Source organism: Occallatibacter gabretensis, from assembly GCF_001449115.1.
In the GTDB taxonomy this organism is placed as follows: Bacteria; Acidobacteriota; Terriglobia; order Terriglobales; family Acidobacteriaceae; genus Telmatobacter; species Telmatobacter gabretensis.
Genome location: NZ_LAIJ01000009.1, coordinates 1,489,952 through 1,514,014 on the forward strand (window position 1 = coordinate 1,489,952; position 24,063 = coordinate 1,514,014).

Below are 24,063 nucleotides of genomic sequence, written 5' to 3' on the forward strand. Positions count from 1 at the left end.
CGGGATCATTGCAAGCTGGGAGGTCATTCGTGAAAGCAGCCCATGTCCTGTCCTCTATTCTCCTCGTCATTGCCGGTTCCGCTTGCGCGCAGCACCTGCTCGCTCAAAGCTCGTTTGAGTCTGACGATCTGAAGGCGGGAAAGATACACGTGAAGCGCATTGCGGTGTTGCCGATCTGCGCCAGGATCGACAGGCTCGACTGGGCAAATCGGATCACGTCGGATGAAGATGCATCCCAGCAGATCCCGAAGGACCTGTGGCCGGTTGTAACCGACGCGCTCGGCCAGGTTGGATTCTCGGTGGATAAAGAGACGTATTCGCCGGAGGCTCTTACCAGGAACCCTGAGCTCAGCGCCCAGGTTGGGCGTCTGCAGAGCAAATTTGGGTCTGTCGACGCGGTCGGTCAACACAAGCAAAAGGAGTTTCAGCAACTTCTGCCGGATCCGTTCCGCGAAGAGGTCGGAGGACTGCATGCGCCGGCCGAAGTCGAGGCCATTGCGGTGCCGCAGATCAACTGCACGGTTGAGACAAAGGGCCATAAATGGGCGCCGGGATCGGGCTTGCGTACGAACGGAGGTTGTTATGTGCAAATCGGGCTGATTGACCCCAGAACCGGCGCTCTCATCTACATCGCCCGGTTTCAAGGCAATGACGATTGGACCAGGAAACCCGAGAATGTCGCGCCGCATATCCTGAAATCCTTCGAAAAGTTCACCAGGGACAGTAAGGGCCCATAGAGCATTTTCGGAATACAGGTAGTCTTTTTGAGGCCAATCCCTACAAACTCGCCCCAAAACACCAGTAACCGCCCGCCGCAATCCTTCACCACAAACTCACGCGCACCCTAGGGCGTGTCTCCAAGCTCTAGCGTGAACTCAATCCCCTTGGCCGCATACTCGGCATGTAGCGCGTCCACATCGTCCACTTGAATGTACGCATCCAGCACAGCCCTTAAGTCCCTGGAGTCCCTTAGTCCCGGCACCTGCTTCGCCTAATCCAACCGCGTCAGATAAGCACTAGCATCCGCATCCTTCAGCCTCAGCTTATGCACAATCCGCTCGGCCACCTCGCGGTTGTCGCCCGCAGGCCGAATCCGCACCCAGTAGCTATCTGTTCCCGGAAACTCAATCACATTCGCATCGGGGTACGAATCCTCCAGCTTTGACTGCAGCTTGCGCGCCTCGTGTTCTTTGTGGAACGCGCCAATCTGCACGCACCACCGCCCGCCCGTCTCCATCGGCTTAGGCGTGCGGTACACATCAATCCGCACCTGCGCCAGCCCCGCGCGATACACCCCGGTCGCCATCGCCGAGGCCTTCGTCATATCCAGCACGCGCCCCTCCACAAATGGCCCGCGGTCTGTAATCCGCATCGCGCTTGTCTGTCCCGTCTTCAGGTTCGTCACCACCACCAGCGATCCCATCGGCAGCGTCCTGTGCGCCGCCGTCAGCGCGTTGTCGTCAAAGACCTGCCCGTTCGCAGACTTCCGTCCTTTATAAGGAGCGCTGTACCATGTCGCCAATCCCTCTTCGCTGTAAACCGGCTGATGCGTGTTGATGAAATCGCGATCGTCATCATCAATTCCGCCTTCCGGAGCCGGCGTCGGCGCAATCCTCGCTGGAGGCCGTGTATTCAGTGGCGGAGTCGCGCTCCGCGGCACATTCGGCGCAGCATTCCCCGCCACGTTCACCGGTCCAGAATCCCCCGGCGGATACTGGCTGATCGGAGGCGCAGTCTGCCGGCTCTGCTGCGCTTTATGTCCGCATCCGGCAGCCAGCAGCATCAGTCCAGCAGCAGCTGTTATCGCTGCTGCCCGCCGTCGGCTGCCACGCAGTTCATATCTGCCCAGTTCGTATTTGCCCGACAAGTGCGTTTCAGCTGCCTCCATCATGCCTGCGGCCCTTTCGATACAGGCGGCTCCATTCGGTCGGCCATCTCGCGCAGCTTCTCTGAGATCGTCCGCATCGCCACAATCGATTCATGCCGTACCTGCGGAACCACGTTCTCATTCACATACGTCACGGCGCCGCGCAGCTCGGTCTCCATCCGCGACACCATCTCGTCAATCCGTTGGCCAACGCTGGGCCCCTGCGAACCTGAACTCATCAGCAAACTCCCAAGATGTATCTGGCAACTCGCATGCCATAAGCTGGGACGCACTTACCCAGCTTTAGTCTGATGCTGTGGAAAAGATCCGGTCAACGAAAGACCAGCACTCCGCACCCCACTAATCAATACAGCTGTAAGAGAATCCATCCCTGCTTCGGCGCTCTGCTTCCACTCTCAGTACCGTCAGCACAATCAGGCCCTCCTCAGCGCACCTGCAGCACTGTGCACATCGCACATTGTCATTAGCTTGTCTTTATTGCATTGAATTTGACCATGAAATCAGAAGCGTGACGTACACTGCGCACAGCATCATCCAGATTCGGAGAGCTTCGTTGCAAGCCCGCACGTCATCCTGCCTGCGTTCATTCGCCATCTTTCTTCTTGTGCTTGGTGCATTCGCGCCGGCCCATGCGCAAACCAGTACAGCCAATCAATGGACATGGATGGGCGGCAGCAATACATTAGGCGCCACCGGCTATCAAACCGGCGTTTTCGGAACCCTCGGAGTAGCATCTCCCACCAACTTTCCCGGAAGCCGTATCTGGCCCCAGACCTGGACAGATACCAATGGCAATCTCTGGCTCTTCGGCGGGTTTCTCGCCGCAGGAAACACCCTGTATTACCTGAACGATCTCTGGAAATACGATCCCAAAACCAACGAGTGGACATGGATGAGCGGAAGCAATGCACCACCATGCGCTATCGTCGAGGGCAATCCCTCCTGTGGCCAGGCCGGAGTCTACGGAGCACCGGGCACAGCCGCAGCCGGCAACACTCCAGGCGGCCGTGAGTATGCAGCCTCCTGGACGGATGCCAATGGCCATCTCTGGCTCTTCGGTGGCAATGGCTTTGATTCCTCAGGCAATCTTGGTGTGCTTAACGATCTATGGGAATTCGACCCCTCCACAAATCAGTGGACATGGCAAGGCGGGGGCAACACGGTCCCGGGATCAGGCTATGGACTCGCCGGCGTATTTGGCACGGAGGGAGTTTTCTCTTCGTCCAATCACCCCGGCGGCCTCATGCTCGATGTCGTCTGGCATGACCATAATGACCACGCGTGGCTCTTCGGCGGCTGGGGCGATGACGCAACCGGCACCAATGGCCTACCCAACAATCTCTGGCAATTTGAGTCTTCTCCCGCGGAATGGGCATGGATGGATGGCAGCAGCAATTTCTCCGCTGTATGGCCCCAGCCGACCGTCTATGGCGCCATGGGCACTCCTGCCGCTGGCAACCTCCCGGGCAGCCGCTGGGAAGGTACAACCTGGACTGGCCCCGATAACAAACTCTGGCTCTTCGGTGGTCAGGGCTATGACTCCAAAGGAAACTCCGGTTACCTGAATGAGTTCTGGCAATACGATCCCTCCACAAACGAGTGGGCATGGATGGCCGGCAACAGTACCATGAACTGCGCTCCGGGAAGCGAGAATCAGAACTGCGGAATCGGCGGCGCCTATGGCACTCTTGGCGTACCATCAGCAGTCAATCTGCCCGGCGGTCGTACCGATGCCTCCCAATGGACCGACGCCGACGGAAATTTCTGGCTTTTCGGCGGCTACGGATACAACGGCAACAGCATTTATTCCGTGTTGAATGATCTCTGGAAATTCGATCCGCAGAAAGCCGAGTGGACCTGGATAGGCGGTAGCAGCCTCGGCGACCAGGGCGGGACCTACGGCACTCTCGGCATACCATCCTCAGCCAACATGCCCGGCAGCCGCCACGCCGCCGCAAGCTGGACCGATCTCGACGGCAATCTCTGGCTCTTCGGCGGAAATGCCCTCGATGCCAACGGCACAATAGGTGAGCCCAACGATTTCTGGCGCTACACCCCTGCTACGACTACCACCCCGCCACCACCACCCGCCGATTTCACCCTCGCCCTCGGCGCACAAGCCGTCACCGTAAAGTCCGGCCAAAGCACCTCCACCACGCTCACCATCACTCCGCAAAACAGCTTTTCCTCCGCCGTCTCCTTCACCTGTTCTGGCCTTCCCGCTGGAGCAGCCTGCAGCTTCTCACCCGCCACCGTCACCCCATCCGGCTCACCGGGTTCAGCCACACTCACCGTCTCCACCTCCGCCACGACCAAATCCAGGCCAGGCTCGCTTCTCCCCATCCCTGCCGCCGCGCTCGCCCTGCTCCTCTTCTGCACCCGGCGCAAACTCCGCCTGCGTCTCCCCATCCTTCTCGTCCTCACCGTCGTCGCGCTCAGCACCCTCACCGCCTGCGCCAGCTACACCCTCGCCAATCCAGTTCAGCCCATCCAGCCGGTCGTCTCCACCGTCACCGTAACCGCCCAATCCGGCTCACTCATCCACAGCGCAACTCTCACCCTCACAATCGAATAGCCCTCCCTCCCTCCCCGCCGAACTCCCCTCAATCCCCATTCACTCCCCAAATTCCCCATTCGCTGTTTCGTCTTTGAATTGCCCACCCCGGCCAGTTACGATAGACCCTGCAATCTCAGACTCCGGACGTGCGAACGACCAAAACCGCCGGAGCCCAGCCTGGGAGCTGAAAACAGCCCAGGCCACTGATTTCAAAGGAGAATCGCCCATCATGGGAAAAGCGATTAAATACGCGGAAAAAGGCGCAGTGTACGCGGCCAAGGCAGCATGGGTCGTCTTTGAACGGCTCAACCGTATCAGCCCCAACTCCTCGTTCATACCCAAGTGGAGCGACAAGCCACTCCTCAAGTCCTACCAGAAGGAAAAGCCGCCCCTCGGCTGGCCCCGCACCACGGACTCCCTCTGTCCCAAGTGCGTCCCCGAAATCCGCCAGCAGATCCTCGACGGCAAGCTCCCGCATGAAGTCCTTCTCAATGAGAAGGTTGGTGAAATCAAGGCCCAGATCATCGAGCGCGACGGCCAGATCCTCATGGTCAAGGACTGCCCCAAGCACGGCCATTTCGAAGACGTCATGTCCATCGATCCGGCCTTCTTCAAGCACCTTGAAGAGACCTTCCCCGGCCGCGACATCCGCGCCCACAACGACGAAAAGCTCCACAACCACGGCACCAGCACCGTCACGCACGGCCGCGGCTCGGTCCTCACCATCGACCTCACCAACCGCTGCAACATGATGTGCGATCCCTGCTTCATGGACGCCAATCAGGTCGGCTTCGTCCACGAGCTCACGTGGGAAGAAATCAAGACCATGCTCGACAACGCCATCACCATCAAGCCGCGTCGTCAAATGTCGGTCCAGTTCTCTGGTGGAGAGCCCACGCTCTCGCCCTACTTCCTTGACGCCGTAGCCTATAGCCGCAAGGTCGGTTACAACTCCGTCCAGGCCGCTTCCAACGGCATCGAGTTCGCCAAGTCCAAAGAGCTCTGCCGCGCCGCTGCGGAAGCCGGTCTCCGTTACGTCTACCTTCAGTTCGATGGCATCGGCAACGCCGCCAACTCGCACCGCAAGGTCGGCAACATGTTTGACGTCAAGCTGCAGGCCATCAACAACCTGCATGAAGCCGGCGTCGATATCGTGCCCGTCACCACCATCATCAACGGCATCAACAATGAGCAGGTGGGCCGCATCATCGAGTTCGCCCTCGACAACCCCAAGAAGATTTCCTTCCTCAGCTTCCAGCCCGTCTCCTTCACCGGCCGCGATGAGGAAATCACAGACGAGCGCCGTTTCGCACAGCGTTACACCCTCTCGCACATGGCCCACGACATCAAGAATCAGATGGGCCTCGGTGAGCCTGAGCGCGACTGGTTCCCCATCTCCTTCATGTCCACCTTCTCTGACTGGGCTGACATGGTTCACGGACCCAACGCCGAATGGGGCCAGCTCTCCTGCGGATGCCACCCCAACTGCGGCATCGGCATGGCGCTCATGATCGATAAGGAAACCAAGGAAGCAGCGCCCGTTACGGCCTTCCTCCACATGGATCAGGTGGCCAAGGATCTCGCCAAGGTCAATGACGCTGCCCGCGGCAAGTGGCTCTCGGTCATCGGCTTCGGCCTCGCGCTCATGCGCAATTACGATCCGTTCATGTCGCCCACGCATTTCAAAATCACTGACATGCTCAAGAAGATGGACAAGACCTTCAACGCCACCGGCCGCGACTACGGCTCCGTCAAGGGCGACCGCACCATGAAGGACATCGAGAAGCGCCGTTCCGATCGCTGGAACTTCCTCTTCATCGCCGGCATGTGGTTCCAGGATCTCTTCAACTACGACTTCCGCCGCACCGAGCAATGCATCATCCCCTACGCCACGCAGGAAGGCGAAATCTCCTTCTGCGCCTACAACACCGGCGTAGGCTGGCGCAACATCATCGAGAAGATGCACATGACCTCCACCCTCACCAAGTGGTATGAGGAGCACGGCCGTCATGAAATCTTCGCCGGCGGCAAAAAGGTTGGCATGACCTTCGTCGGTCACGAGCTCAAGCTCAACATGGAGCACGTAAACTCTGAAGCCAACCACACCCTCGACAACCTCGGCATCGCCAAGAACGCCCGCGAAGAAAAGATTCGCGCCCGCGACGAGAAGCTCAAGCAGGATTCTGAAAACCAGAAGATGGCCAAGCTCTACCGCGAGCACGTCCTCGGCGAAAAGCCCATCGAAGGCCTCGTAAGACTAGACGCCATCGCCCCCGCCAAGCCAGTCGTCCAACCCGCCGAACCCGTAGCCGGGGACTAGCCGTCCAGGCGTCCGCGCTTCGCGCAAAAAACACAAAGGCCGCTCCGAAAGGAGCGGCCTTTGTGGTTTTCTAAGACTACCTTGAAGATTTAGTGTAGAGTTGCGGTAAATTGCCATGGTATTTAGCGGAGACAGTAATGCATTTAGAGAAGCTTGAGGTGTCAAATTTTCGTGCGCTAACAAATCTCACTGTTAACTTCAAAACAGGCGCAAATATACTTGTCGGACCGAATGCAGTAGGCAAAACCACAGTTCTTGAAGCTATCCGACTTAATAAGGCAATGTTATCCGCGCGTACTCCACAAGAGAGTAAAAATGTTTTGATCTCCCTCAGTGTTACAACGCCTCAGCTGCCTCAAGCTCTGAATTACTCTGCAATTGCAGGTGATCCGCAACAACAAATAGTAATAAATAGTACTTATAGACTGACTGATAGTGAAATAGGGGAAATCCCTGGAATGGTCGACGAGTTATCTCGATCAATAGCAGCAGCGCAGGTGGGGTTGCCCTTGAATGAAGGACCACAATTTCAAGCTATCCAATTCTTTGCCTCTCCAATGGGTCAACAAGCCTTGATTAACGCAACGCGATTTGTTCAAGAGAACATTGTCAGAGTTACGAGCAGCGGTCAGTGTCTCCTCAGCCTCATCGTCGATCCTAACGGATGCCAATTTCGTGGAAATGACATTTTCTCGCAAATGCTTTTGAGCCAACTCGATTCTCGTCTAAGCCCTTATAAATCCAAGTTTAGTTATTTCACTGCCGATAGGGCATTACCATTTGGTGACCCAGCAATACAGATCGGGTCGGTGGACGCACAACAGCAGATGGAGTCACACAACTCGAATCCCAGCCTAAAATTTCAGAGGTTCAAAAATACGATTTTTTCTGCGTTTGTTGAAAGCCCAGAAAGTCAAAAAGAATTGAATGAGACCTTCAAACTTATTTTTCGTGAACTGCTGAAAGAAAAGGAAATTATCGGGTACAGCATAAATAGGTTCGGACAGGCATCAATCTCTATTAAAGATACAAAGACTGGAAAGGTATTTGATATTGATTCTCTAAGCAGTGGAGAAAAGGGGGTAATTCTTACATTTCTTATCATCTCAAGATCGATCTCAAATGGTGGTCTTGTGTTAATTGACGAGCCGGAGCTTCACCTTAATCCCGCGGTATGTAAGGAAATGCTTCCGTTTTTGGTGAAAAATTACTTAAAGCCCTTGGATATCCAGGCAGTAATCTGCACCCATTCACCTGAAATGCTTAGTGCAGCGATGCGCATGGAAGGATGCAATGTATTTCACGTACGCCAAAGCGGCTCATTATCACCTATCAGAAAGCAAGATCAACCTGAAGTGATCCAAGCGCTGAAGCTGCTCGGAACTTCGGAAGTGGAAGAGATGCTCTATGATGCAGTGGTTTTCGTTGAAGGTCCAGACGACGTTGAACTTCTCGAAATCGCATTTCCGAACGTACTCTCTCGAATTAAGTTTCGCGAATTGTTTGGACGGGCCGAAGTTGAAAAGCACATCCAAAGCTTGCAAGACGCGGAAAAGAATGGTCAAAAGGAAAATATCTCCTACTTTTTGTTTGACCGAGATAGAAAGCTAACAGGGCTATCAAGCAGTAAGAAAGTGAAGGTAAAGCAATGGCACCGATATTGTCTAGAAAATTATTTGATAGAGCAGGAGATTCTGTTTGATTTGCTCAACGGTGGCGAATTCAAGACGGACAAGACACCAACAAATCTCGGCGAAGCATTTGCGCGCTTTGCAAACGTAGCGAAGAAACAGCTCAGGGAAATTGTCATTGAAGATGTATATGCAGATTTCGCATTCGATGGTGTAGGCATGAGAAAAAAGGATCGAGATGGGAAATCGTTCGTACAAGCGGCTGACATACTTTTCGGGAGAATCGAAGCGGTCAAGAACCAGCTGAGTCCGATCACTGAGGCGGATTGGAAAAAGCAATTCATTGCAAAATGCGATGCACTAGTCGCGCAGCGCGAACAAGAATGGAATTCTAACTGGATTGAAAAGTGCAGTGGCAAGCAATTTATCAGTGATTTATATCCAGAATTTGAACTTAAGAAATCACCTGCTCTGCTCAAGAAGAGATTGTTACAAGAAAATAAGTATGCGAACAATGGACAAGGCACCGAAAGTTGGAAGCTGCTTGCAGCTACAGTCAGCGATCTTATCCAGTCCTGACTAGCGATGGGTGGCGGGTGGCCCCGGTCTTAAAGCAGTTGGTCTTGCCTCAAACTGTGGGTGCCCCAGGTCCCTGATTTTGGGACCTGGGATAGCAAGAACCTCAACCATCCAGCTTTCATTGGCACACGGTTTCCTGCGTTAAAGAACATATGTCAATTTCTGACATATCCCGGCGGGTGGCCCAGGTCTTAAGTCGGTCTGTTCTCCCACGGGCGGGTGGCCCACCCATAAATTTGGGTGCCCCATTCATGCGCGGCTTCATCGTGCATGGGTGGGATAGCACTCCCGGCGGGTGGCCCAGGTCTTTAGGCAGTGAGTTCAACCACAAATAATGGGTGCCCCAGGTCTCTGCAGTTGGAGACCTGGGAGAGCAAGAACCTCAACCACCCTGGCGCTTACCCCACCTGGCTAGTCTATTTTTTTACAAGCTTCCCCGACGCGACGTGCACGTGATGACCATTCTGAATATCCATCAACGGCAATGCAGCCTGATCGGCATCCAGCTCCACTTCGAGCACGGAAAACCCCGGCCTATCAATCTTCACTTCCAGTTTGCCCTTCAGGTTTGCCGGTGCCCGTCCCACGGACACGATCTTCCCGGAAGTATCGTGGATGATGAACGCTTTTGCTGAGAATTCCATGCTCATATCTCCTATGGAAGGGCGCGTTATCGCGCCCCTTCTTTATTGCCACGCGGCAATCACATCAATCGTTGAGTTTCCCGAACTGCTGGGCTGGCCGGACTGGCCGCTATAGTTCTGGACGGTAATGATGTAGGCGAGAGTAGCTGAGTTTGGTTCGGCGGGAGGCATGTAAGTGTTGACCCCGGAGATAGACGCGACCCCCTGGTTAAAGCCCTGCTCATAAGATGGCGTTGCCTGAAAGGAATGGAACACTCCCCAATCGTTCGTCCACCACCACAGGGTGAGACTAAAGTTAGGGGGCGCCGACCACGTATAAATGGTTGCCGTATTCATAGAATGTTTTCCCTCTGCTGTGTAGTGAAATTCACCAGCCAGGCGTATCAAGGGGTAGGTGGCCCGTCTCTTAGATCAGTCCGTTTTGCCAGAAATGTCGGGTGTCGCTGAGCCCGTGCCGTCAGCGTAATCATCACATCGGGACGCGAGTACCATAGTCAGCGGCGACCATCGGGAGCCCCACAGAAGCTGACAGGAGACCGAAGGTCGCAGTCGCCCGGACGGCTAGTCCCCGGCAAAAAACTCAGGATTGGAATGATGCTTCTGCCCCATAGCCACCGCCATCAGCAACCCGGCAGCAACAATCAGCACCGCCCCGCCAATCATGAACACCGTAGGCGTCTCCCGCCAGAGAATATACGTAACAATCGCCCCGGTCACAAGCTGCGTATAGTGGCACTGCGAAACATGCACCGCCGAAGTATGCTTCAGCGCGAAGAAGAAGCACATCGTCCCCAGCGTATAAAAGATGCCCACGGCCAGTAGCGTCGCCGTCAGCCGCATCGTCAGCGGCTCGGCATGCCACAGCAGCATCAGCGAACCAAAAACCGTCAGCATCATCCCCGAAGAAAACGTCAGGCTTTCCGGCGTCTCTGTCTGCGTCAGCACCCGCGACCAGACCATATTCGCCGAAAAACACGCCACGCAGACCATGCATGCCGCATAGCCGATCCAATCTCCCTGCCGCGCCGCGCCAAACGGATTCACCGCCACTACCACGCCCGCAAACCCCAGCAGCACCGCCGCAATCTTCTGCCAGCTCAACCGCTCCCGCAGAAACACCGCCGAAAGCAGCGCTGTAACCATCGGCGCCAGAAACACCAGGATGTAAAACAGCGTCAGCGGCAAATGCCGCAGCGCCACCACCACGCAAAGGTTATTCGCCAAATCCAGGCACGACCGCACCGCATGAGCCTTGATATTCCGCGGCCGCAGCGCCTGCAGATTCCTCTGCACAGTCGCCCGCAGAAACAGCGCCACCACAGACACCAGCCCCATGGACATGGAGATCTCGTAAACCGGCAGCCGGGAGTTCCCGGCGAGCTTGATGCTCGTATCCGTAAACACCCAGAAGGCAAATCCAGCCAGGGCCAGCCCAATGGCTTCCCAATGCGAAACACGGCGCGTCATCACGCCTCGCCAGCGGAACGGCTGGTCAACACGGCCAAGGTAAAGAGAAGTAAGAGAGAGGGGCCCATCTCTCTCAAGGCTACCAAAGCCGCAAGCATTACTTTGGTCCATTGTCCTTTCGTGCAAAATCTCCGCCAAATAGTTTGCGTAGAATTAACCCCGAATATGAAACACTCATAATGAACAACAAAAAAGGCCCGAACCGGACGGTTCGGGCCTTTCGTTTTTCCCCACAGCGCACTTGCACAGTCTCAGAATGAAGATCGCATAAAGATTTCTCCAGAAACTGTGCAGTCACCCACAACCGCAACAAAACAAATAACCTAAAAAGCACAGTCGCACAGGATAACTCCAGAAAATCAATGCGGATACGCCTCTCCCGGCTTCACAATCCGGATGAAGTGATCCGTAAACTGCAGGTTTCCGGTCGGCAGCGTCACCTTCTGCATATGGCAGCTCGTGCAGTTCGCCTTCGCCACCGGGCAGGTCTTCGGCGCAGCCTCAGCTGCTCCCACAGACGCCACGGTCGCACTGCCGGAGTGGCACGCCAAACATTTCTTGTCGTAAGACGCCGTATCGTGGTTCACCGGCTGATGCGGATCGTGGCAAGCCAGGCAGCTGATCCGCGCATCGTTGCCGCTAAAGCACCGGCTCAGCGATAACCTGTACGGCGCAAAGCGCACAAAGGGCGGTCCATGCCACCCATTCCGAATCACCGTATCAAATGACCGATGGCACTGCCCGCAGAAGCCGGACACACTCTCCGCATCCATCTTCTTCAGGCTCACCGGCAGCGTCTTGAAGTTCCCCGCCTGCGCGTCCGCCATGTGCTGCGCTGTGCCCTCATGGCAATGCTCACAATCTAGTCCCGGCTTCAGCTTCTCCGGCGTAAAGACTGCGCCGACCTTCATCCCGGTGGCATGGCATTCAAAGCAGTCCCGCGTCTCCCACACCGGCAGCTCGCGCCCCATCGCCTCGGCCACCGTATGCGGCTCAATCTTGTCGTCCCCCGGCGTAGTCGCCAGCCCATGAATTCCTGGGAAGTAGCTCACCAGGCCTTCATAAAACTTGCCGTCCTTCTCCAGCACCCACGTCTGCGCCCGCATGCCAAAGTGCCACCGCAACGGCAGCGTCAGCGTCTCCTTCCCATCGGAAACCGTGTACGTGCTCTTCCCATCCTTCGTCTGAATCCTGTAGGAATACCCGCGCTGCTCAATCCTCAAGTCTGGGTTCGCATCCAGCACCGGGTCAGCTCCCTCCGGCTCCATTGCATGCCGCATTGGCGCATGGGCAAAGTCGTTCACAACCTTCGCATGGCACGTTGCGCAAGTCACCGGAGCGCTCGAGACCTTCTGCTTCTGCGCCGCTCCCTCTGCGGTAATCGGGGCAAGCAGCCGCGCTGCCAGCGGAGCCAGCAGTGCAGCTGCAATCGCCGCCGCCCGCACCGCGTTACTTCGCCATGGCCAGCCGCTCACGCCGCGCCTCCTCACTCCGCCCCGTATGCGAGTAAATCGAAATCAGCCCCATCAGCACTTCCGGGTTTTTCGGATCCTCTGTCAGCACCCTCTTCAGCATCTCCTCACCGCGCGCATACTCGCCTGTTTCGCCCAGCGCGCGTCCCAGTGCAATCTGCGCCATAGCCATCCCCGGCTCCTCGGTCAACGCCTGCTCCGCCGCCGCTCGCGCCTCCACATAACGCCCGGCAATCATCAGCGTAAAAGCCAGCATCCCGCGCGCCGCGGTGTTATTGGGAGCCACCGCCAGCTCCTGCTGAAACTGGTCCAGCGCCATTGCGGAATCATGCGGAAACAGCATGTAGCCATACATAAAATGCAGATTTCGCGTCGTGGGATACTGCGTAAACAGCTCTCGGAATCGCGCATCCGCCTGCATGGTGTTGTTGGCTAATAACTGCCAACCGGCGCGCCCGGCAGCCTCATACACCACACGGTCCGCCGCCGTAGCATCGCTCACCAGGCCCGGGGTGCGCATTCCCGCCATCCCAATCCCCGCATCCAGATCCGGATCTTCGACCCTTCCCAGGGCAAAGAAACTGTACTGTGCCAGCGCATCCTGAAAGCGCGACGCACGCGTCAGCAGCTGTGCAAGATGAACGCGCAGTATCAGCGCATTGCGCGGATCGCTGGCCGCTCCATGCACCACAGCCGTATCCAGGTCGCGCAGTGCGTCGTCATAGGCTGCAGTCTCAAACTCGCACAGTCCGCGCAACGCCATCGCCGGCACAGCGTGTGGCTCAAGCTCCAGCAAGTGCGTAAAGGCGTCAATCGCCGGCGGATACTGGTTCGCGCTATAGTGCAGCAGGCCCTGGTACCACCAGCCCTCCTGCCAGTCGGGCTTCGCGGCAGTGGCCTGCTGGTACAGCTCCACCGCCTGCGTCAGGTTGCCTGCATCCCGAGCCCGTGCCGCTCGCGCCGCAAGATCTTCAAATTGCGCCCCCGCCTGTGCCCCCACCGGCACTCCAAAGACGAACAAAATGGCAGCCATACCCAGCAAAATGCGCGTACAGGCCCGCTTCCGGTCTCTGCGAAGAAAAATGTCTTTCGTCGCGGAGGCGGGGATAGGCACGGAGAACATGAAAGGTGGAATTCCTCAGCAGGAATGCTATGAACCCCATACTAGCAGGCAGGTGGAGCCCATATCCTCGCGCCCCCGGTCAGTAAAGCTTCACTGTGGCTTCGGGCTGTCCTTCGCGCCGCTCTTGGCTCCATTCACCGCGCCCTTGGTGGTGTCTTTAGTCTTGTCGTAAGCCTTCACGGTACCCTTTTTTGTGGCGTCAGCAGCCTTCACCGTGCCCTTCTTGGTGGCATCAGCTGCTTTCACGGTTCCGTTCTTGGTCGCATCAGCCGCCTTGACAGTGCCATTCTTGGTAGCGTCAGCTGCTTTCACGGTACCTTTTTTGGTTGCGTCATAGGCCTTTACGGTGCCCTTTTTGGTACCGCTTGCAACCTTCTTCGCCGCGTTGGATGTGTCCTTGCCGGCGTCTTTTATGTCCTGTCCAGCGGTGCTCTGAGCAGCTGAAAAAGGTTGAGCCGCAATCGCTCCGCAAGCCAGAGCTGCGCCGAGAAAAAGAGAAGGGAAGTAACTATTCAGTCTCATGATCAGGACTATACCTCACTGATTTTCACTGCCGCCAGAAAATTTCACGTAGCTGTAAAGCCTCCGCCGAGCTCATAGCTCCGGTGGGCTATCATGGACCCATCAGAAAGACACAGTTGTGCAGGGGAGCAAATCATGAGCGAGCAGCCCAATAGCTTCAAGACCGGACGTCGCGAATTCCTGAAAACCGGCGGCGCAATCACCGCCGCACTGCTCACGCCCGGCATAGCCTTGGCCGACGGCCCGCATCCCCTGCCCGCCATGCCGTCGAACCCCGTCACGCTCAAGGCCATGCCCACGCGCAACCTGGGTAAGACAGGCTACAAGGTCGGCATCTTCTCGCTCGGCGGCCAGGCCGCTCTTGAAAAGCCCAATAACTTCGACGTCGCCGTACCCATCGTCGAGCGCGCCCTCGACCTCGGCGTCAACTACATCGACACCTCTTCCATCTACGGCGGCCCCGACCGCTGGAGCGAGCAATACGTCGGCAAAGTCATGGCTCGCCGCCGCAGTGAAGCCTTCATCGCCACCAAAACCAAGGAGCGCACCCGCGACGGCTCCATGCAGATGATCGACAAGTCGCTCAAGCTCCTGCAGACCGATCACGTCGATCTCTGGCAGCTTCACGATGTCGGCACCATGTATGACGTCGATCAGATCTTTGCCAAGGGCGGCGCCATGGAAGCCCTGCTCGAAATGCAACAGCAGAAGGTCGTGCGCTATCTCGGCTTTACCGGCCACTACCGGCCTGAGTCGCTCATGGAGTGCATCAAGCGCCACGATTTCGACACCGTCCTCATGGCCGTCAACGCCGCCGATCCGCATCACTTCAGCTTCGACAAAGACCTGCTCCCGCTCGCCGTCGAGCACCAGATGGGCATCATCGGCATGAAGATTCCCGGCCGCGGCCGTATCCTTTCCAGCTGGACTCCGCAGCCGCTTGAGCAGCAGAAGCATATGTGGGAGGGCATGGTCCCCGCGCCAACACCCGGCACCATCACCATGCAACAAGCCATGTACTACACCCTCTCGCGCCCTGTATCGACAGTCATCATCGGCTGCGACAACATTGCCCAGCTGGAGCAGAACGTCCAGCTGGCCCGCGACTTCACCCCACTCACCGACAAGCAGCAATCCGAGCTGGTCGCCAAAGCCGAGCCAGTAGCCAAGCCCTCGCTCTTCTTCCGCTTCTACGACCGCCCGTAACTTTACAAACAGCGATGAATACTTTAAGCCCCGTCATTCGACGGGGCTTACTTATTGAGCGGAAGGGAATTGTTTTGCTTGTTCTTTCAGCACGGCCTTATGCAGTTCACCTACTGTGAAGGAACGCACCTCAGGGATCGGCTTACCAAAAAGGGATTGAATAAAGACAGGAAATGCATCAAATCCTTCGGAATTGAATAAGTATTCATTGAATTCAAGACCAAAAGATTCGTGGGTAAACTCGACCTGATATTGCTTCTCTACAGCTTCCAGAAGCTCTCCCCCATCATCTCCCGTAATCCCCAGGTCGCGTTCAAATTGCGTATCAGGATCAATATGTTTATCTTTCCGCAAGCCGCATTCTCTGCGAATGCATTCAGCTAATTGTTCAAATGATGGAGTATTCATTCGTCTTTCTCGCAGAATACCAACTATATAGGTCCTGAAGTTTAAGGCAAAATCGCGTTAGGTAGTGAGCGCTACAATCTTCTAGTCATGTCACTCACCGCCGCGCCATTCACGTCCTCTCCCGCCTTCACCGAAAAACTCGACCAGCTAGCTGAAGTAGCCATCAAAGTAGGCCTCGGCCTCGCTCCCGGCCAGGAGCTCGTCATGACCGCTCCTCTCGATGCCATACCGCTGGCCCGCAAAATCGCCGAGCATGCCTACAAAGCCGGAGCCTCGCTTGTCACCACCATCTACGCCGATGACGAAGCCACGCTCCTGCGCTACAAATACGCTCCCGACGCGGCCTTCGACAAAGCCGCCGCGTGGCTTTATGACGGCATGGGCACAGCCTTCAAAAGCGGAGCCGCACGCCTCGCCATCACCGGCGCAAGCCCGCTCCTGCTTTCCAATGAAGACCCCGCCAAGGTAAGCCGCGCCAACCGCGCCGTCTCCATCGCGTATCGCCCCGCGCTCGATCTCATTACCCGCCACGAAATCAACTGGACCATCGTCGCCGCAGCCACACCCGCCTGGGCCGCCGCCATGTTCCCCAACGACTCGCCGGAAGAGGCTCTCGCCAAACTTTGGGAAGCCATCTTTTCAACCACTCGTATCGGCGGCAGCGTTGACCCCGTCACCAACTGGAAGGCCCACGACGCCGGCCTTCACAAGCGCGCAGCATTCCTCAATGAAAAGCGCTACTCCGCGCTGCAATACACAGCTCCCGGCACAGACTTCCGCCTCGGCCTCTCCGACGATCACGTCTGGATGGGTGGCGGTACCACCGCTGGCAATGGCCTCTACTGCATCCCCAATATGCCCACGGAAGAGGTCTTCACCACGCCGCATAAAGACCGAGCCGACGGCACAGTGACCGCCTCAAAGCCGCTCTCGTATCAAGGCACCATGATCGAAGGCATTCAAGTGAAGTTTGAAGCCGGCCGCATTGTCGAAGCCCACGCCACCAAAGGTGAAGAAGTCCTCAATCAGCTCATCAGCACAGACGACGGCGCGCGCCGCCTCGGCGAAGTTGCGCTCGTTCCTCACTCCTCGCCCATCTCGCAGAGTGGCATCACCTTCCTCAACACTCTCTTCGACGAAAACGCCGCATCGCACATCGCCCTCGGCCAGGCCTACACTTCCTGTATCAAGGATGGCGACAAGCTCAGCGAAGACGAACTAGCAGCAAAAGGTGCAAACAAGAGCCTGATCCACGTCGACTGGATGATCGGCTCAGGCGAACTCGACATCGACGGCATCACCGCCACCAACACCCGCGAACCGCTCATGCGCAAAGGCGAATGGGTCGGATAGGCAGAACAGGTAGGCCGGGATTTATCCCCGGCAATCAAGAACGGAGAGCATTGGGCTTCAGCCCCTGAGGTATGCTTTTCTTCCACTACAGCCGATTAATCAACGTCGCAATACTCGCCGCGCCAAACCCATTATCAATATTCACCACGCATACGTTCGGCGAACAGGTATTCAGCATTCCCAAGAGTGCAGCCACGCCACCAAACGAAGCCCCATAACCCACACTTGTCGGTACGGCAATCACCGGCGCATTCACCAACCCGCCAACCACCGTCGGCAGCGCGCCTTCCATCCCCGCGCATACAATCAGCACGCGTGCCGATTGCAATGATTCCCGTTGCGCCAGCAGCCGGTGAATCCCCGCCACGCCCACATCGGCAATCAGCTCGACAGTATTTCCCATCAGCCGCGCAGTAACAGCAGCTTCTTCCGCCACCGGCAGATCGCTCGTTCCCGCGCACACCACCGCCACCGTTCCCTTGCCGACAATTGCTGAAGCCTGCGCAAGCGTAATGCACCTTGCCGTCTCGTGATACTCAGCCCTCGGCTCGGCCTCAGTGACAGCCTCAAAGCACGCCCGCGAGGCTCGCGTTGCCAGCACATTTCCGCCCGCCGCCGCCATCCGCGCAAAGATCTTCGCCACCTGCGCATCCGTCTTGCCTGAGGCAAAAATCACTTCCGGCATCCCCGTTCGCAGCGCGCGATGATGATCGAGCTTCGCAAAGCCCATATCCTCAAACGGCAAATTCCTCAACCGCTCGAGCGCCTCGGCAACCTCGGTCTTTCCCTCGCGCACTGCCGTCAGCAGCGCTTCCATCTGCGCGCTATCCATCACAGCACCTTCTTCGCGTCAGTCCGCGCCATGTACGCCTGCACTGCCGCCTGCATAACCTGCTTCAGCGGAACGCCGCGCTCCTCCGCAATCTTCCTGCAATCCTCATACTCCGGCTGCGCATTTACAACCTCACCAGCCGCAAGCCTTGCCACTTTCATCCGAACCGCGCCCCATTCCGTCTGAACCTCAGCAAAGTCGCGCTTCAGCGCCATCTTGGTCTCAATGCGCCAGTGCGCACCAATCGTCGTCGTCTCGCGGAAAAGAATCTCGCGCAGTTCCTGCAACTTGTTCGGCGCACACAATACCGTCATCTGCACACCCGTCCGCCCCTTCTTCATCTGCACCGGCACGCGATACACATCCCACGCGCCCGCCGCCAGCAACAACTCACTCACATACGCCAGCAGCTGCGGCGTGGAGTCATCAATCACCGTCTCCAGAATCGCAATTTTTTCTTCGTTCTGGTTTGCATCTGCGCCTTCGCCAACAAGCACCCGCAAAACATTTGGCTCGCCTGCCGTATCGCGCCCGCCCGCTCCATAACCAGTGGCTAAAACCCGCAGCCGCGGCAGCGTCGCATACTCCGCGCCAAGCATCTTCAGAATCGTCGCGCCCGTCGGCGTCACTCGTTCCATCGCTGGCCCCGCCGCATACACCGGCGCATCGCCCAGCAGCTTCAATGTCGCCGGAGCAGGCACAGGCAGCGTGCCATGCGCGCACTTCACCGTTCCACTGCCCACATTCAGATCAGAAGCAACCCACTTGTCCACTCCAAGCCATTTCGCGCCCGCCGCCGCGCACACAATATCGACAATCGTATCCACCGCGCCCACTTCGTGAAAGTGAACTTCCTCAACAGGCATCGAATGAATCGCCGCCTCAGCCTCACCCAGCATCTCAAACCCGCGTATCGCGCGCGCCCTCACACCCTCATCCAGCGCGGCTCCACGCAGAATGCCAACAATCGTCGACAGCGAACGATGCTCATGCGAATGCTCATGGTTGTGCGTATGCTCATGCAAATGTGAGTGTTCATGCGTATGCCCATGTTCATCTGAATGAGAATGCGAGTGTTCATGCGAATGACTGTGCCCATGTTCGTCAGCGTGAGCATGACTATGTTCATGTGAGTGCCCCTGTTCATGCTCATGGGAATGGGAGTGTTCGTGCGAATGTTCGTGAGAGTGAATATGCGCATGATCTTCATGCTGATGACTATGCCCATGCGAGTGTTCATCTGAGTGCGAATGCTCATGCTCATGGCTGTGCGCATGTAGAGCCTCAGTCCCTTGGTCCCTTAGTCCCTTGGTCCCTGTCACCTGTTCATGCTCATGCGAATGAGCCGTCTCATCCGTCACCACATCCACCTTCGTCGCCGTGATTCCCGCGCGCATCACCTTGCGCGCTTCCAGCCGCGCACCCACATGCAGCGCAGCTGTCACCTCAGCCAGATGGCTCAATGGCACGCCCGCATCCACCAGCGCGCCCAGAAACATATCTCCGCTAATGCCGGAGAAGCATTCCAGATATCCAATTCGCATCAAAGGAAATTCTACAGAAGAAGCCTGGTCTGACGAATCAGGCTCCGCGCCGCAGCAGCACATCCACCGGCAGCACGGCATTCATCGATCCAGAGCGAAACCCCGCAGCATCCAGCGTCACATACTGAAAGCCAACCGCCTTCAGCTCCGCTGTTATGCGGTCCAGCATCGCCATATCCAACGCCTGCGGCATCTCCGTTCGCGCTACTTCCACCCGCGCCAGCGGCCCATGGTGCCGCACGCGAAACTCACGAAAGCCAAGCCCGCGCATCGCGTCTTCGCCGCGCTCCACCTGCTCCAGCACCTCGCGCGTCACAGGCCGTCCATACTCCACGCGAGAAGACAGGCACGGCGCAGCCGGCCGGTCCCACAGCGTATAGCCCGCCGCCTTGGCAAACGCCCTCACTTCCAGCTTGCTCAAACTCGCATCGGCCAGCGGAGCCAGCACGGCATGCTCTTCCGCCGCCCTTTGCCCAGGCCGAAAATCCCGCGTGTCATCCGAATTCATGCCATAAGCGATATTCGTAAAGCCTAGCTCGCGCCCCAGCGTCTCCATACCCGCAAACAGCTCCGTCTTGCAGTGAAAGCACCGGTTCGCATCATTGCGTTGATATTCAACTTTTTCAAGTTCTTCAGTCTGAATAATCTTCAGCGGCATCCCAATCGTCTGCGCAAACGCCACAGCCTGCTCCAGATCGCGTCGCGCCAGGCTCGGGGAATCAGCCAGCACCGCAATCATCCGCTCGCCAAGAACCCTGTGCGCCGTAGCCGCGAGAAATGCCGAATCGACGCCGCCGGAATAGGCCACCATCACAGAGTTCAGCTCGCGGAGCTGAGCCTCCAGCGCGCGCAGCTTCTGTATTGAGCCGTGCTCGGCAACCTGCTCGTGTGCTGCCTCAATCATGCGGCGATTATACTCGCGATCATATTCACAAGATTTGCGCCGAAGGCGCCGATGCCTGGACGGCAAGTCCCTAGAAACTCGTCCGCCGGCTCGGATACCACGTCAGCTGAACACTGGTGTTCGTCACCGTCTGCTTGTTCTGCAGATAAATCGGCGCAAGATAGTGCTCGAACGTAAAATTCCCATTGATCTCGAAATCCTTGCCGATGCGCTTCACCATCTGGAACCCAACATCATCCAGCGTCGTGCCGTACTGCGTGGAGTTGGGAATCGCAATAAAGTCCTTCGCAACCTTCTGCCGCCGGTAGTTCAGCTGCAGCCACTCATTGCCACTCAGATGGTAGGTAAGCCACGCCTGTCCGCCCTTACCCTCGCGGCCCACCCAGTCGCCAAAGATCTGTCCCTGGTTGGTATAGCCCTGCCGCTGGACCGCTTCAAAGTACATAAACCTTCCGAAATTGCTGCTGCCCACCGGCGGATCGGTGTACACGCCCTCAGTGCGAAGATCCAGACGCGGCGCACCCGGCACATGCGAGAGATACAATCCCGATCGCCAAGCCGCGCGCCGTGGCGCATCAATCGGCGACACATCGTCATGCACCTCGCCGTCCGCATACAGCGTTAGCCAGTTCCGCATGTAAGGCAGGCGATAGGAAAAGTCGAACTGGCCAAAGCGTGCGCCTGGGTCATCACGACCATCCTTCTCCACGGCAGTTACATTATGAAAGCTGAAGAAGCTCTTCAGAAAGCTATGAATCGTGATCGGTACATGGCCCTGGCCGCCCCAGATCACCGTTCGCGAAAAGCCGAATTCCAGGTTTTCCGTCGGCCGCATGCTGACCTTCTCAACATGCACCCACGGATCGCCAGGCGTCGTCACGTTGGGTTGTGCCCCTGGATTTCCCATGTAATTTACGTTCGGAATGTACGTATGTCCCCGCAGCCCACCCACCAGAAACTCATAGCGAAATGGCCCCGTCAGCCGCGAGAGCAGCGGAATCCGCAGCGGTTCCACGCGGTTGATCTGAAACCCATAAATGTTTTCAGCATTATTCGAGTAAGCAAAGGAACCGCCCTGCGCCGGGCCCAGCCATTGGTCGTGCTTGCCGAAGGAGATCTCATGATTCCACACATTCGCGGAGATCACGGCCTCCTGGATGCGCCCATGAGATATGTAATTAATCTCTCCCATCGGAATCGTGGCCTGGTTGTAATACACATTGCCCGTGTTCTGCCCGTATGTGCCGTCAATAGACGCCAGTATCTCCGCCAGTGAGGTCGAGTATCCAGCCGCAGAAGGTGCCTGCTCAAACTCTCCGCGCACATACAGTGAAAAACGCCCCGCGGTCGCGTATCCGCTCATTCCGATGTAGCTATTGAAGCCCGACTCATACGGCCGGCCATAATCGTTAATGATGCTCGATCCCAGGTGGTAGCTGTCACGCAGCGGCGTGCCCGTCATGCCGCGCAGCGTCGTATAGACTGACTCAATCCGCGCCTGTCCCTTCAACGCACTGCAAGGCCCCGCAATGTCATACCGCAGCTCATGCAGCAGCGAGTCGTAAATCTCCTGCGCCTGGTCGCCCTCTGGTGTGCCTTGTCCATCGTCAATGCGATCCGCCATATTCTCCAGCATGTGGGCCACACTCGTGCGCGTCCACGGCCGCATTCCCAGGAACACCGCGTCCACGTATCCCAGGGAATAAAGACGGTAGATGGCCGGATAAACCCAGCTGTCCACCGGTATGTAAGGAGACCCCATCCCGGATATCTGGCACTGGGCTGCGGGAACAGCCTGGCCGTCAAGACCTGCTTCGGGCTCTGCAGCGGGCGCAAGCCCCGCAGCCATCAGGCCTGCCGAGGTTCCGAAAAAAACAGCTGCAAATGTAACGATCGTACGCAGCCTCTTGGCCGCGACAGGTCTCGTCTTCATATTCCTCACTCTACCATTGCAAGTGCGGCTGTTTTATGCCGCAAAGACATAGATATACGTACTGTCATAAGCCCTTAATCTGCGGCTCCGGTTACGCTGGTTACAGCGCAGTTAAGACTTAGACGCGGCGAAAAATCCACAAATACCCTATAATTCAAGAAGCCGGTATAAAGCTTCACTTCCATCATTTCATACGATTAGATTCATTTCCATCCCGCCGCGCTCCCGCGAGCAAAGATAGGAGAACCCTCAATATGTCGACACCAGTGTCGATTTGCGTGATCGGATCCGGGTATGTAGGACTCGTTGCCGCAGTTTGCTTTGCTGAAATGGGCCACCAGGTCATCTGTGTGGACAACGATAAGACCAAGGTCGAAACGCTGCGCTCCGGCGGCGTGCCCATTTACGAGGAGCACCTGCCTGAGCTGCTCGGCAAGCATCTGGGACGTGGAGTCGAATTCACAACCGACCTCGCCGGTGCGGTTGAGAAGTGCGCGGCCATCTTTATCGCCGTCGGCACACCGCAAGGCGATACCGGCGCGGCCGATCTCTCCTATGTCGAAGCGGTAGTCTCTGAAATTGCCCGCTCTGTCACCGATTACAAGGTGATCGTTGAAAAAAGCACCGTGCCGGTCTACACCAATGAGTGGGTGCGTCGCGTGCTCAACCGCCATGGCGTCGACGCCGCACACTTCGATGTAGTCTCGAACCCCGAGTTTCTGCGCGAAGGCACCGCCATCATCGACTTCCTGCATCCGGACCGCATCGTTGTCGGTGCGGGCACGGAGCGCGCCGCGCAGCTTCTGCAGCGCATCTATGCTCCGCTCACCAGCGGCACCTACTACGATCAGTCTGGCGCGCTTCCCGGCGTCTGCTCAGCCGCGCAACCGGCTCGCATCCTCGTTACCTCGGCGCAAAGCGCGGAGATCATCAAGCACGCCTCCAACGCATTTCTTGCGCTCAAAATCTCCTTTATCAACGCCGTCGCGAACCTCGCTGAGACCGTCGATGCCGATATTGAAGATATTGCCGCTGGCATCGGTCTTGACAGCCGCATCGGTCCTAAGTTCCTTCGCGCCGGCATTGGCTACGGCGGTTCCTGCTTCCCCAAGGATGTCGCTGCCTTCCACTACGTCGCGCAGCAGCAGGGCCTCAACTTCCAGCTGCTTGAAGAGGTGCGCCGCATCAACGACGCGCAGCGCGACGTCTTCTTCAACAAGGTCCGCTCATCGCTTTGGACCCTCCGCGGCAAGCGCATCGCAGCTCTCGGCCTGGCCTTCAAGGGCGATACCGATGACATCCGCGAGTCTCCCGCCATCGACACTATCAAGCGTCTCGTCGAAGCCGGCGCAACCGTCGTCGCCCACGACCCCGCAGCCATTGATCGTGCCAAGGCTGTCCTGCCGCCCTCAGACAAGCTCATCTATTCGAGCGATCTTTACGAAACAGCGCAGAACGCGGACGCCCTGCTCATCCTCACGGATTGGAAGGAATACTCCAAACTCGACCTGCCGCGTCTCAACCGCGCCCTGCGCTTCCCCATCATCATCGACGGCCGCAACCTCTACAAGCCGGAAGAGATGTCCGATCAGGGCTTTACCTACGTCAGCATCGGTCGTCCCGCCACATACAACGCACAGCAGGGCAAGCCGAAAAAGCTGGTGCTGTAGTAGTCGTAGC

At 57.3% G+C, this 24,063-nt stretch carries 21 protein-coding genes; 7 read left to right on the forward strand and 14 right to left on the reverse strand.

Annotated features, from left to right (window positions below):
- Positions 1 to 29 precede the first annotated feature (29 nt).
- Positions 30 to 737 (forward strand): hypothetical protein, encoded by a 708-nt coding sequence (locus tag VO84_RS12465; RefSeq protein ID WP_058187932.1) that lies wholly within the window; start codon positions 30 to 32, stop codon positions 735 to 737.
- Between the two features lie 107 nt (positions 738 to 844).
- On the opposite strand, the gene VO84_RS22570 is transcribed toward VO84_RS12465, so the two are convergent.
- From VO84_RS22570 to VO84_RS12475, 3 genes are read right to left on the reverse strand one after another with little or no spacing between them, the layout of a single operon-like run.
- A complete protein-coding gene (locus tag VO84_RS22570) occupies positions 845 to 982 on the reverse strand; it encodes a VOC family protein (protein ID WP_157439862.1) in 138 nt (45 codons plus the stop codon).
- Between the two features lie 9 nt (positions 983 to 991).
- Complete coding sequence (locus tag VO84_RS12470; RefSeq protein ID WP_231737902.1) at positions 992 to 1,867, reverse strand: septal ring lytic transglycosylase RlpA family protein; 876 nt, start codon at positions 1,865 to 1,867, stop codon at positions 992 to 994.
- Positions 1,868 to 1,887: 20 nt separating this feature from the next.
- Entirely contained in the window at positions 1,888 to 2,106 is a 219-nt protein-coding gene (locus VO84_RS12475) for a hypothetical protein (protein WP_058187934.1), read from the reverse strand.
- Positions 2,107 to 2,396: 290 nt separating this feature from the next.
- Between VO84_RS12475 and VO84_RS12480 the strand changes: the two genes are divergently transcribed.
- From VO84_RS12480 to VO84_RS12490, 3 genes are all read left to right on the forward strand, one after another.
- Positions 2,397 to 4,463 (forward strand): kelch repeat-containing protein, encoded by a 2,067-nt coding sequence (locus tag VO84_RS12480; RefSeq protein ID WP_157439863.1) that lies wholly within the window; start codon positions 2,397 to 2,399, stop codon positions 4,461 to 4,463.
- A 211-nt stretch (positions 4,464 to 4,674) separates the two neighbouring features.
- Positions 4,675 to 6,765: a radical SAM protein gene (locus VO84_RS12485; protein ID WP_058187938.1), complete on the forward strand. Its 2,091-nt coding sequence runs from the start codon at positions 4,675 to 4,677 to the stop codon at positions 6,763 to 6,765.
- A 137-nt stretch (positions 6,766 to 6,902) separates the two neighbouring features.
- On the forward strand, positions 6,903 to 8,975 hold the full coding sequence (locus tag VO84_RS12490) for an AAA family ATPase (RefSeq protein WP_058187940.1): 2,073 nt from the start codon (positions 6,903 to 6,905) through the stop codon (positions 8,973 to 8,975).
- A 416-nt stretch (positions 8,976 to 9,391) separates the two neighbouring features.
- On the opposite strand, the gene VO84_RS12495 is transcribed toward VO84_RS12490, so the two are convergent.
- From VO84_RS12495 to VO84_RS12520, 6 genes are all read right to left on the reverse strand, one after another.
- Entirely contained in the window at positions 9,392 to 9,619 is a 228-nt protein-coding gene (locus tag VO84_RS12495) for a hypothetical protein (RefSeq protein ID WP_058187941.1), read from the reverse strand.
- 42 nt (positions 9,620 to 9,661) lie between these two features.
- The gene (locus VO84_RS12500) at positions 9,662 to 9,955 is read right to left on the reverse strand and encodes a hypothetical protein (protein ID WP_058187943.1); all 294 of its coding nucleotides are present in this window, start codon (positions 9,953 to 9,955) and stop codon (positions 9,662 to 9,664) included.
- A gap of 225 nt (positions 9,956 to 10,180) precedes the next feature.
- Positions 10,181 to 11,086: a DMT family transporter gene (locus VO84_RS12505; protein WP_058187945.1), complete on the reverse strand. Its 906-nt coding sequence runs from the start codon at positions 11,084 to 11,086 to the stop codon at positions 10,181 to 10,183.
- 359 nt (positions 11,087 to 11,445) lie between these two features.
- A complete protein-coding gene (locus tag VO84_RS12510) occupies positions 11,446 to 12,561 on the reverse strand; it encodes a cytochrome c3 family protein (protein WP_058187946.1) in 1,116 nt (371 codons plus the stop codon).
- A complete protein-coding gene (locus VO84_RS12515; RefSeq protein ID WP_197414011.1) occupies positions 12,536 to 13,591 on the reverse strand; it encodes a tetratricopeptide repeat protein in 1,056 nt (351 codons plus the stop codon). The genes VO84_RS12510 and VO84_RS12515 overlap by 26 nt, the downstream gene beginning before the upstream one ends.
- Positions 13,592 to 13,771: 180 nt before the next feature.
- Complete coding sequence (locus VO84_RS12520) at positions 13,772 to 14,203, reverse strand: hypothetical protein (protein ID WP_058187950.1); 432 nt, start codon at positions 14,201 to 14,203, stop codon at positions 13,772 to 13,774.
- Between the two features lie 135 nt (positions 14,204 to 14,338).
- Here VO84_RS12520 and VO84_RS12525 point away from each other — a divergent pair, with 135 nt between their 5' ends.
- A complete protein-coding gene (locus VO84_RS12525; RefSeq protein WP_058187951.1) occupies positions 14,339 to 15,409 on the forward strand; it encodes an aldo/keto reductase in 1,071 nt (356 codons plus the stop codon).
- Between the two features lie 51 nt (positions 15,410 to 15,460).
- On the opposite strand, the gene VO84_RS12530 is transcribed toward VO84_RS12525, so the two are convergent.
- Positions 15,461 to 15,817 carry a DUF1493 family protein gene (locus VO84_RS12530; protein WP_058187953.1) on the reverse strand — a complete coding sequence of 119 codons (357 nt, stop codon included), beginning with the start codon at positions 15,815 to 15,817 and terminating at the stop codon, positions 15,461 to 15,463.
- 87 nt (positions 15,818 to 15,904) lie between these two features.
- Between VO84_RS12530 and VO84_RS12535 the strand changes: the two genes are divergently transcribed.
- The gene (locus VO84_RS12535; RefSeq protein WP_058187955.1) at positions 15,905 to 17,170 is read left to right on the forward strand and encodes an aminopeptidase; all 1,266 of its coding nucleotides are present in this window, start codon (positions 15,905 to 15,907) and stop codon (positions 17,168 to 17,170) included.
- Positions 17,171 to 17,255: 85 nt separating this feature from the next.
- Here the strand turns inward: VO84_RS12535 and larB are convergent, their stop codons facing one another.
- The 4 genes from larB to VO84_RS12555 all read right to left on the reverse strand — a co-directional run bounded on the left by larB (position 17,256) and on the right by VO84_RS12555 (position 22,383).
- Positions 17,256 to 18,002, reverse strand: a complete 747-nt coding sequence (gene larB / locus VO84_RS12540; protein ID WP_058187957.1) for a nickel pincer cofactor biosynthesis protein LarB — start codon at positions 18,000 to 18,002, stop codon at positions 17,256 to 17,258.
- Complete coding sequence (gene larC, locus VO84_RS12545; RefSeq protein WP_197414012.1) at positions 18,002 to 19,546, reverse strand: nickel pincer cofactor biosynthesis protein LarC; 1,545 nt, start codon at positions 19,544 to 19,546, stop codon at positions 18,002 to 18,004. Before larC ends, larB begins: the two co-directional genes overlap by 1 nt.
- Positions 19,547 to 19,583: 37 nt before the next feature.
- A complete protein-coding gene (gene larE / locus VO84_RS12550; RefSeq protein ID WP_058187961.1) occupies positions 19,584 to 20,450 on the reverse strand; it encodes an ATP-dependent sacrificial sulfur transferase LarE in 867 nt (288 codons plus the stop codon).
- Between the two features lie 70 nt (positions 20,451 to 20,520).
- Positions 20,521 to 22,383 (reverse strand): capsule assembly Wzi family protein, encoded by a 1,863-nt coding sequence (locus tag VO84_RS12555; RefSeq protein ID WP_231737903.1) that lies wholly within the window; start codon positions 22,381 to 22,383, stop codon positions 20,521 to 20,523.
- A 254-nt stretch (positions 22,384 to 22,637) separates the two neighbouring features.
- Here VO84_RS12555 and VO84_RS12560 point away from each other — a divergent pair, with 254 nt between their 5' ends.
- On the forward strand, positions 22,638 to 24,053 hold the full coding sequence (locus tag VO84_RS12560) for a UDP-glucose dehydrogenase family protein (RefSeq protein ID WP_058187962.1): 1,416 nt from the start codon (positions 22,638 to 22,640) through the stop codon (positions 24,051 to 24,053).
- Positions 24,054 to 24,063: the final 10 nt, after the last annotated feature.

Coding starts and splice junctions, on each gene's coding strand:
- VO84_RS12475 (WP_058187934.1), bottom strand. CDS start 2,106: ATGAGTTCAGGTTCGCAGGGGCCCAGCGTTGGCCAACGGATTGACGAG.
- VO84_RS12485 (WP_058187938.1), top strand. CDS start 4,675: ATGGGAAAAGCGATTAAATACGCGGAAAAAGGCGCAGTGTACGCGGCC.
- VO84_RS12490 (WP_058187940.1), top strand. CDS start 6,903: ATGCATTTAGAGAAGCTTGAGGTGTCAAATTTTCGTGCGCTAACAAAT.
- VO84_RS12495 (WP_058187941.1), bottom strand. CDS start 9,619: ATGGAATTCTCAGCAAAAGCGTTCATCATCCACGATACTTCCGGGAAG.
- VO84_RS12500 (WP_058187943.1), bottom strand. CDS start 9,955: ATGAATACGGCAACCATTTATACGTGGTCGGCGCCCCCTAACTTTAGT.
- VO84_RS12505 (WP_058187945.1), bottom strand. CDS start 11,086: ATGACGCGCCGTGTTTCGCATTGGGAAGCCATTGGGCTGGCCCTGGCT.
- VO84_RS12515 (WP_197414011.1), bottom strand. CDS start 13,591: ATGGCTGCCATTTTGTTCGTCTTTGGAGTGCCGGTGGGGGCACAGGCG.
- VO84_RS12520 (WP_058187950.1), bottom strand. CDS start 14,203: ATGAGACTGAATAGTTACTTCCCTTCTCTTTTTCTCGGCGCAGCTCTG.
- VO84_RS12525 (WP_058187951.1), top strand. CDS start 14,339: ATGAGCGAGCAGCCCAATAGCTTCAAGACCGGACGTCGCGAATTCCTG.
- VO84_RS12530 (WP_058187953.1), bottom strand. CDS start 15,817: ATGAATACTCCATCATTTGAACAATTAGCTGAATGCATTCGCAGAGAA.
- VO84_RS12535 (WP_058187955.1), top strand. CDS start 15,905: ATGTCACTCACCGCCGCGCCATTCACGTCCTCTCCCGCCTTCACCGAA.
- larB (WP_058187957.1), bottom strand. CDS start 18,002: ATGGATAGCGCGCAGATGGAAGCGCTGCTGACGGCAGTGCGCGAGGGA.
- larC (WP_197414012.1), bottom strand. CDS start 19,546: ATGCGAATTGGATATCTGGAATGCTTCTCCGGCATTAGCGGAGATATG.
- larE (WP_058187961.1), bottom strand. CDS start 20,450: ATGATTGAGGCAGCACACGAGCAGGTTGCCGAGCACGGCTCAATACAG.
- VO84_RS12555 (WP_231737903.1), bottom strand. CDS start 22,383: ATGAAGACGAGACCTGTCGCGGCCAAGAGGCTGCGTACGATCGTTACA.
- VO84_RS12560 (WP_058187962.1), top strand. CDS start 22,638: ATGTCGACACCAGTGTCGATTTGCGTGATCGGATCCGGGTATGTAGGA.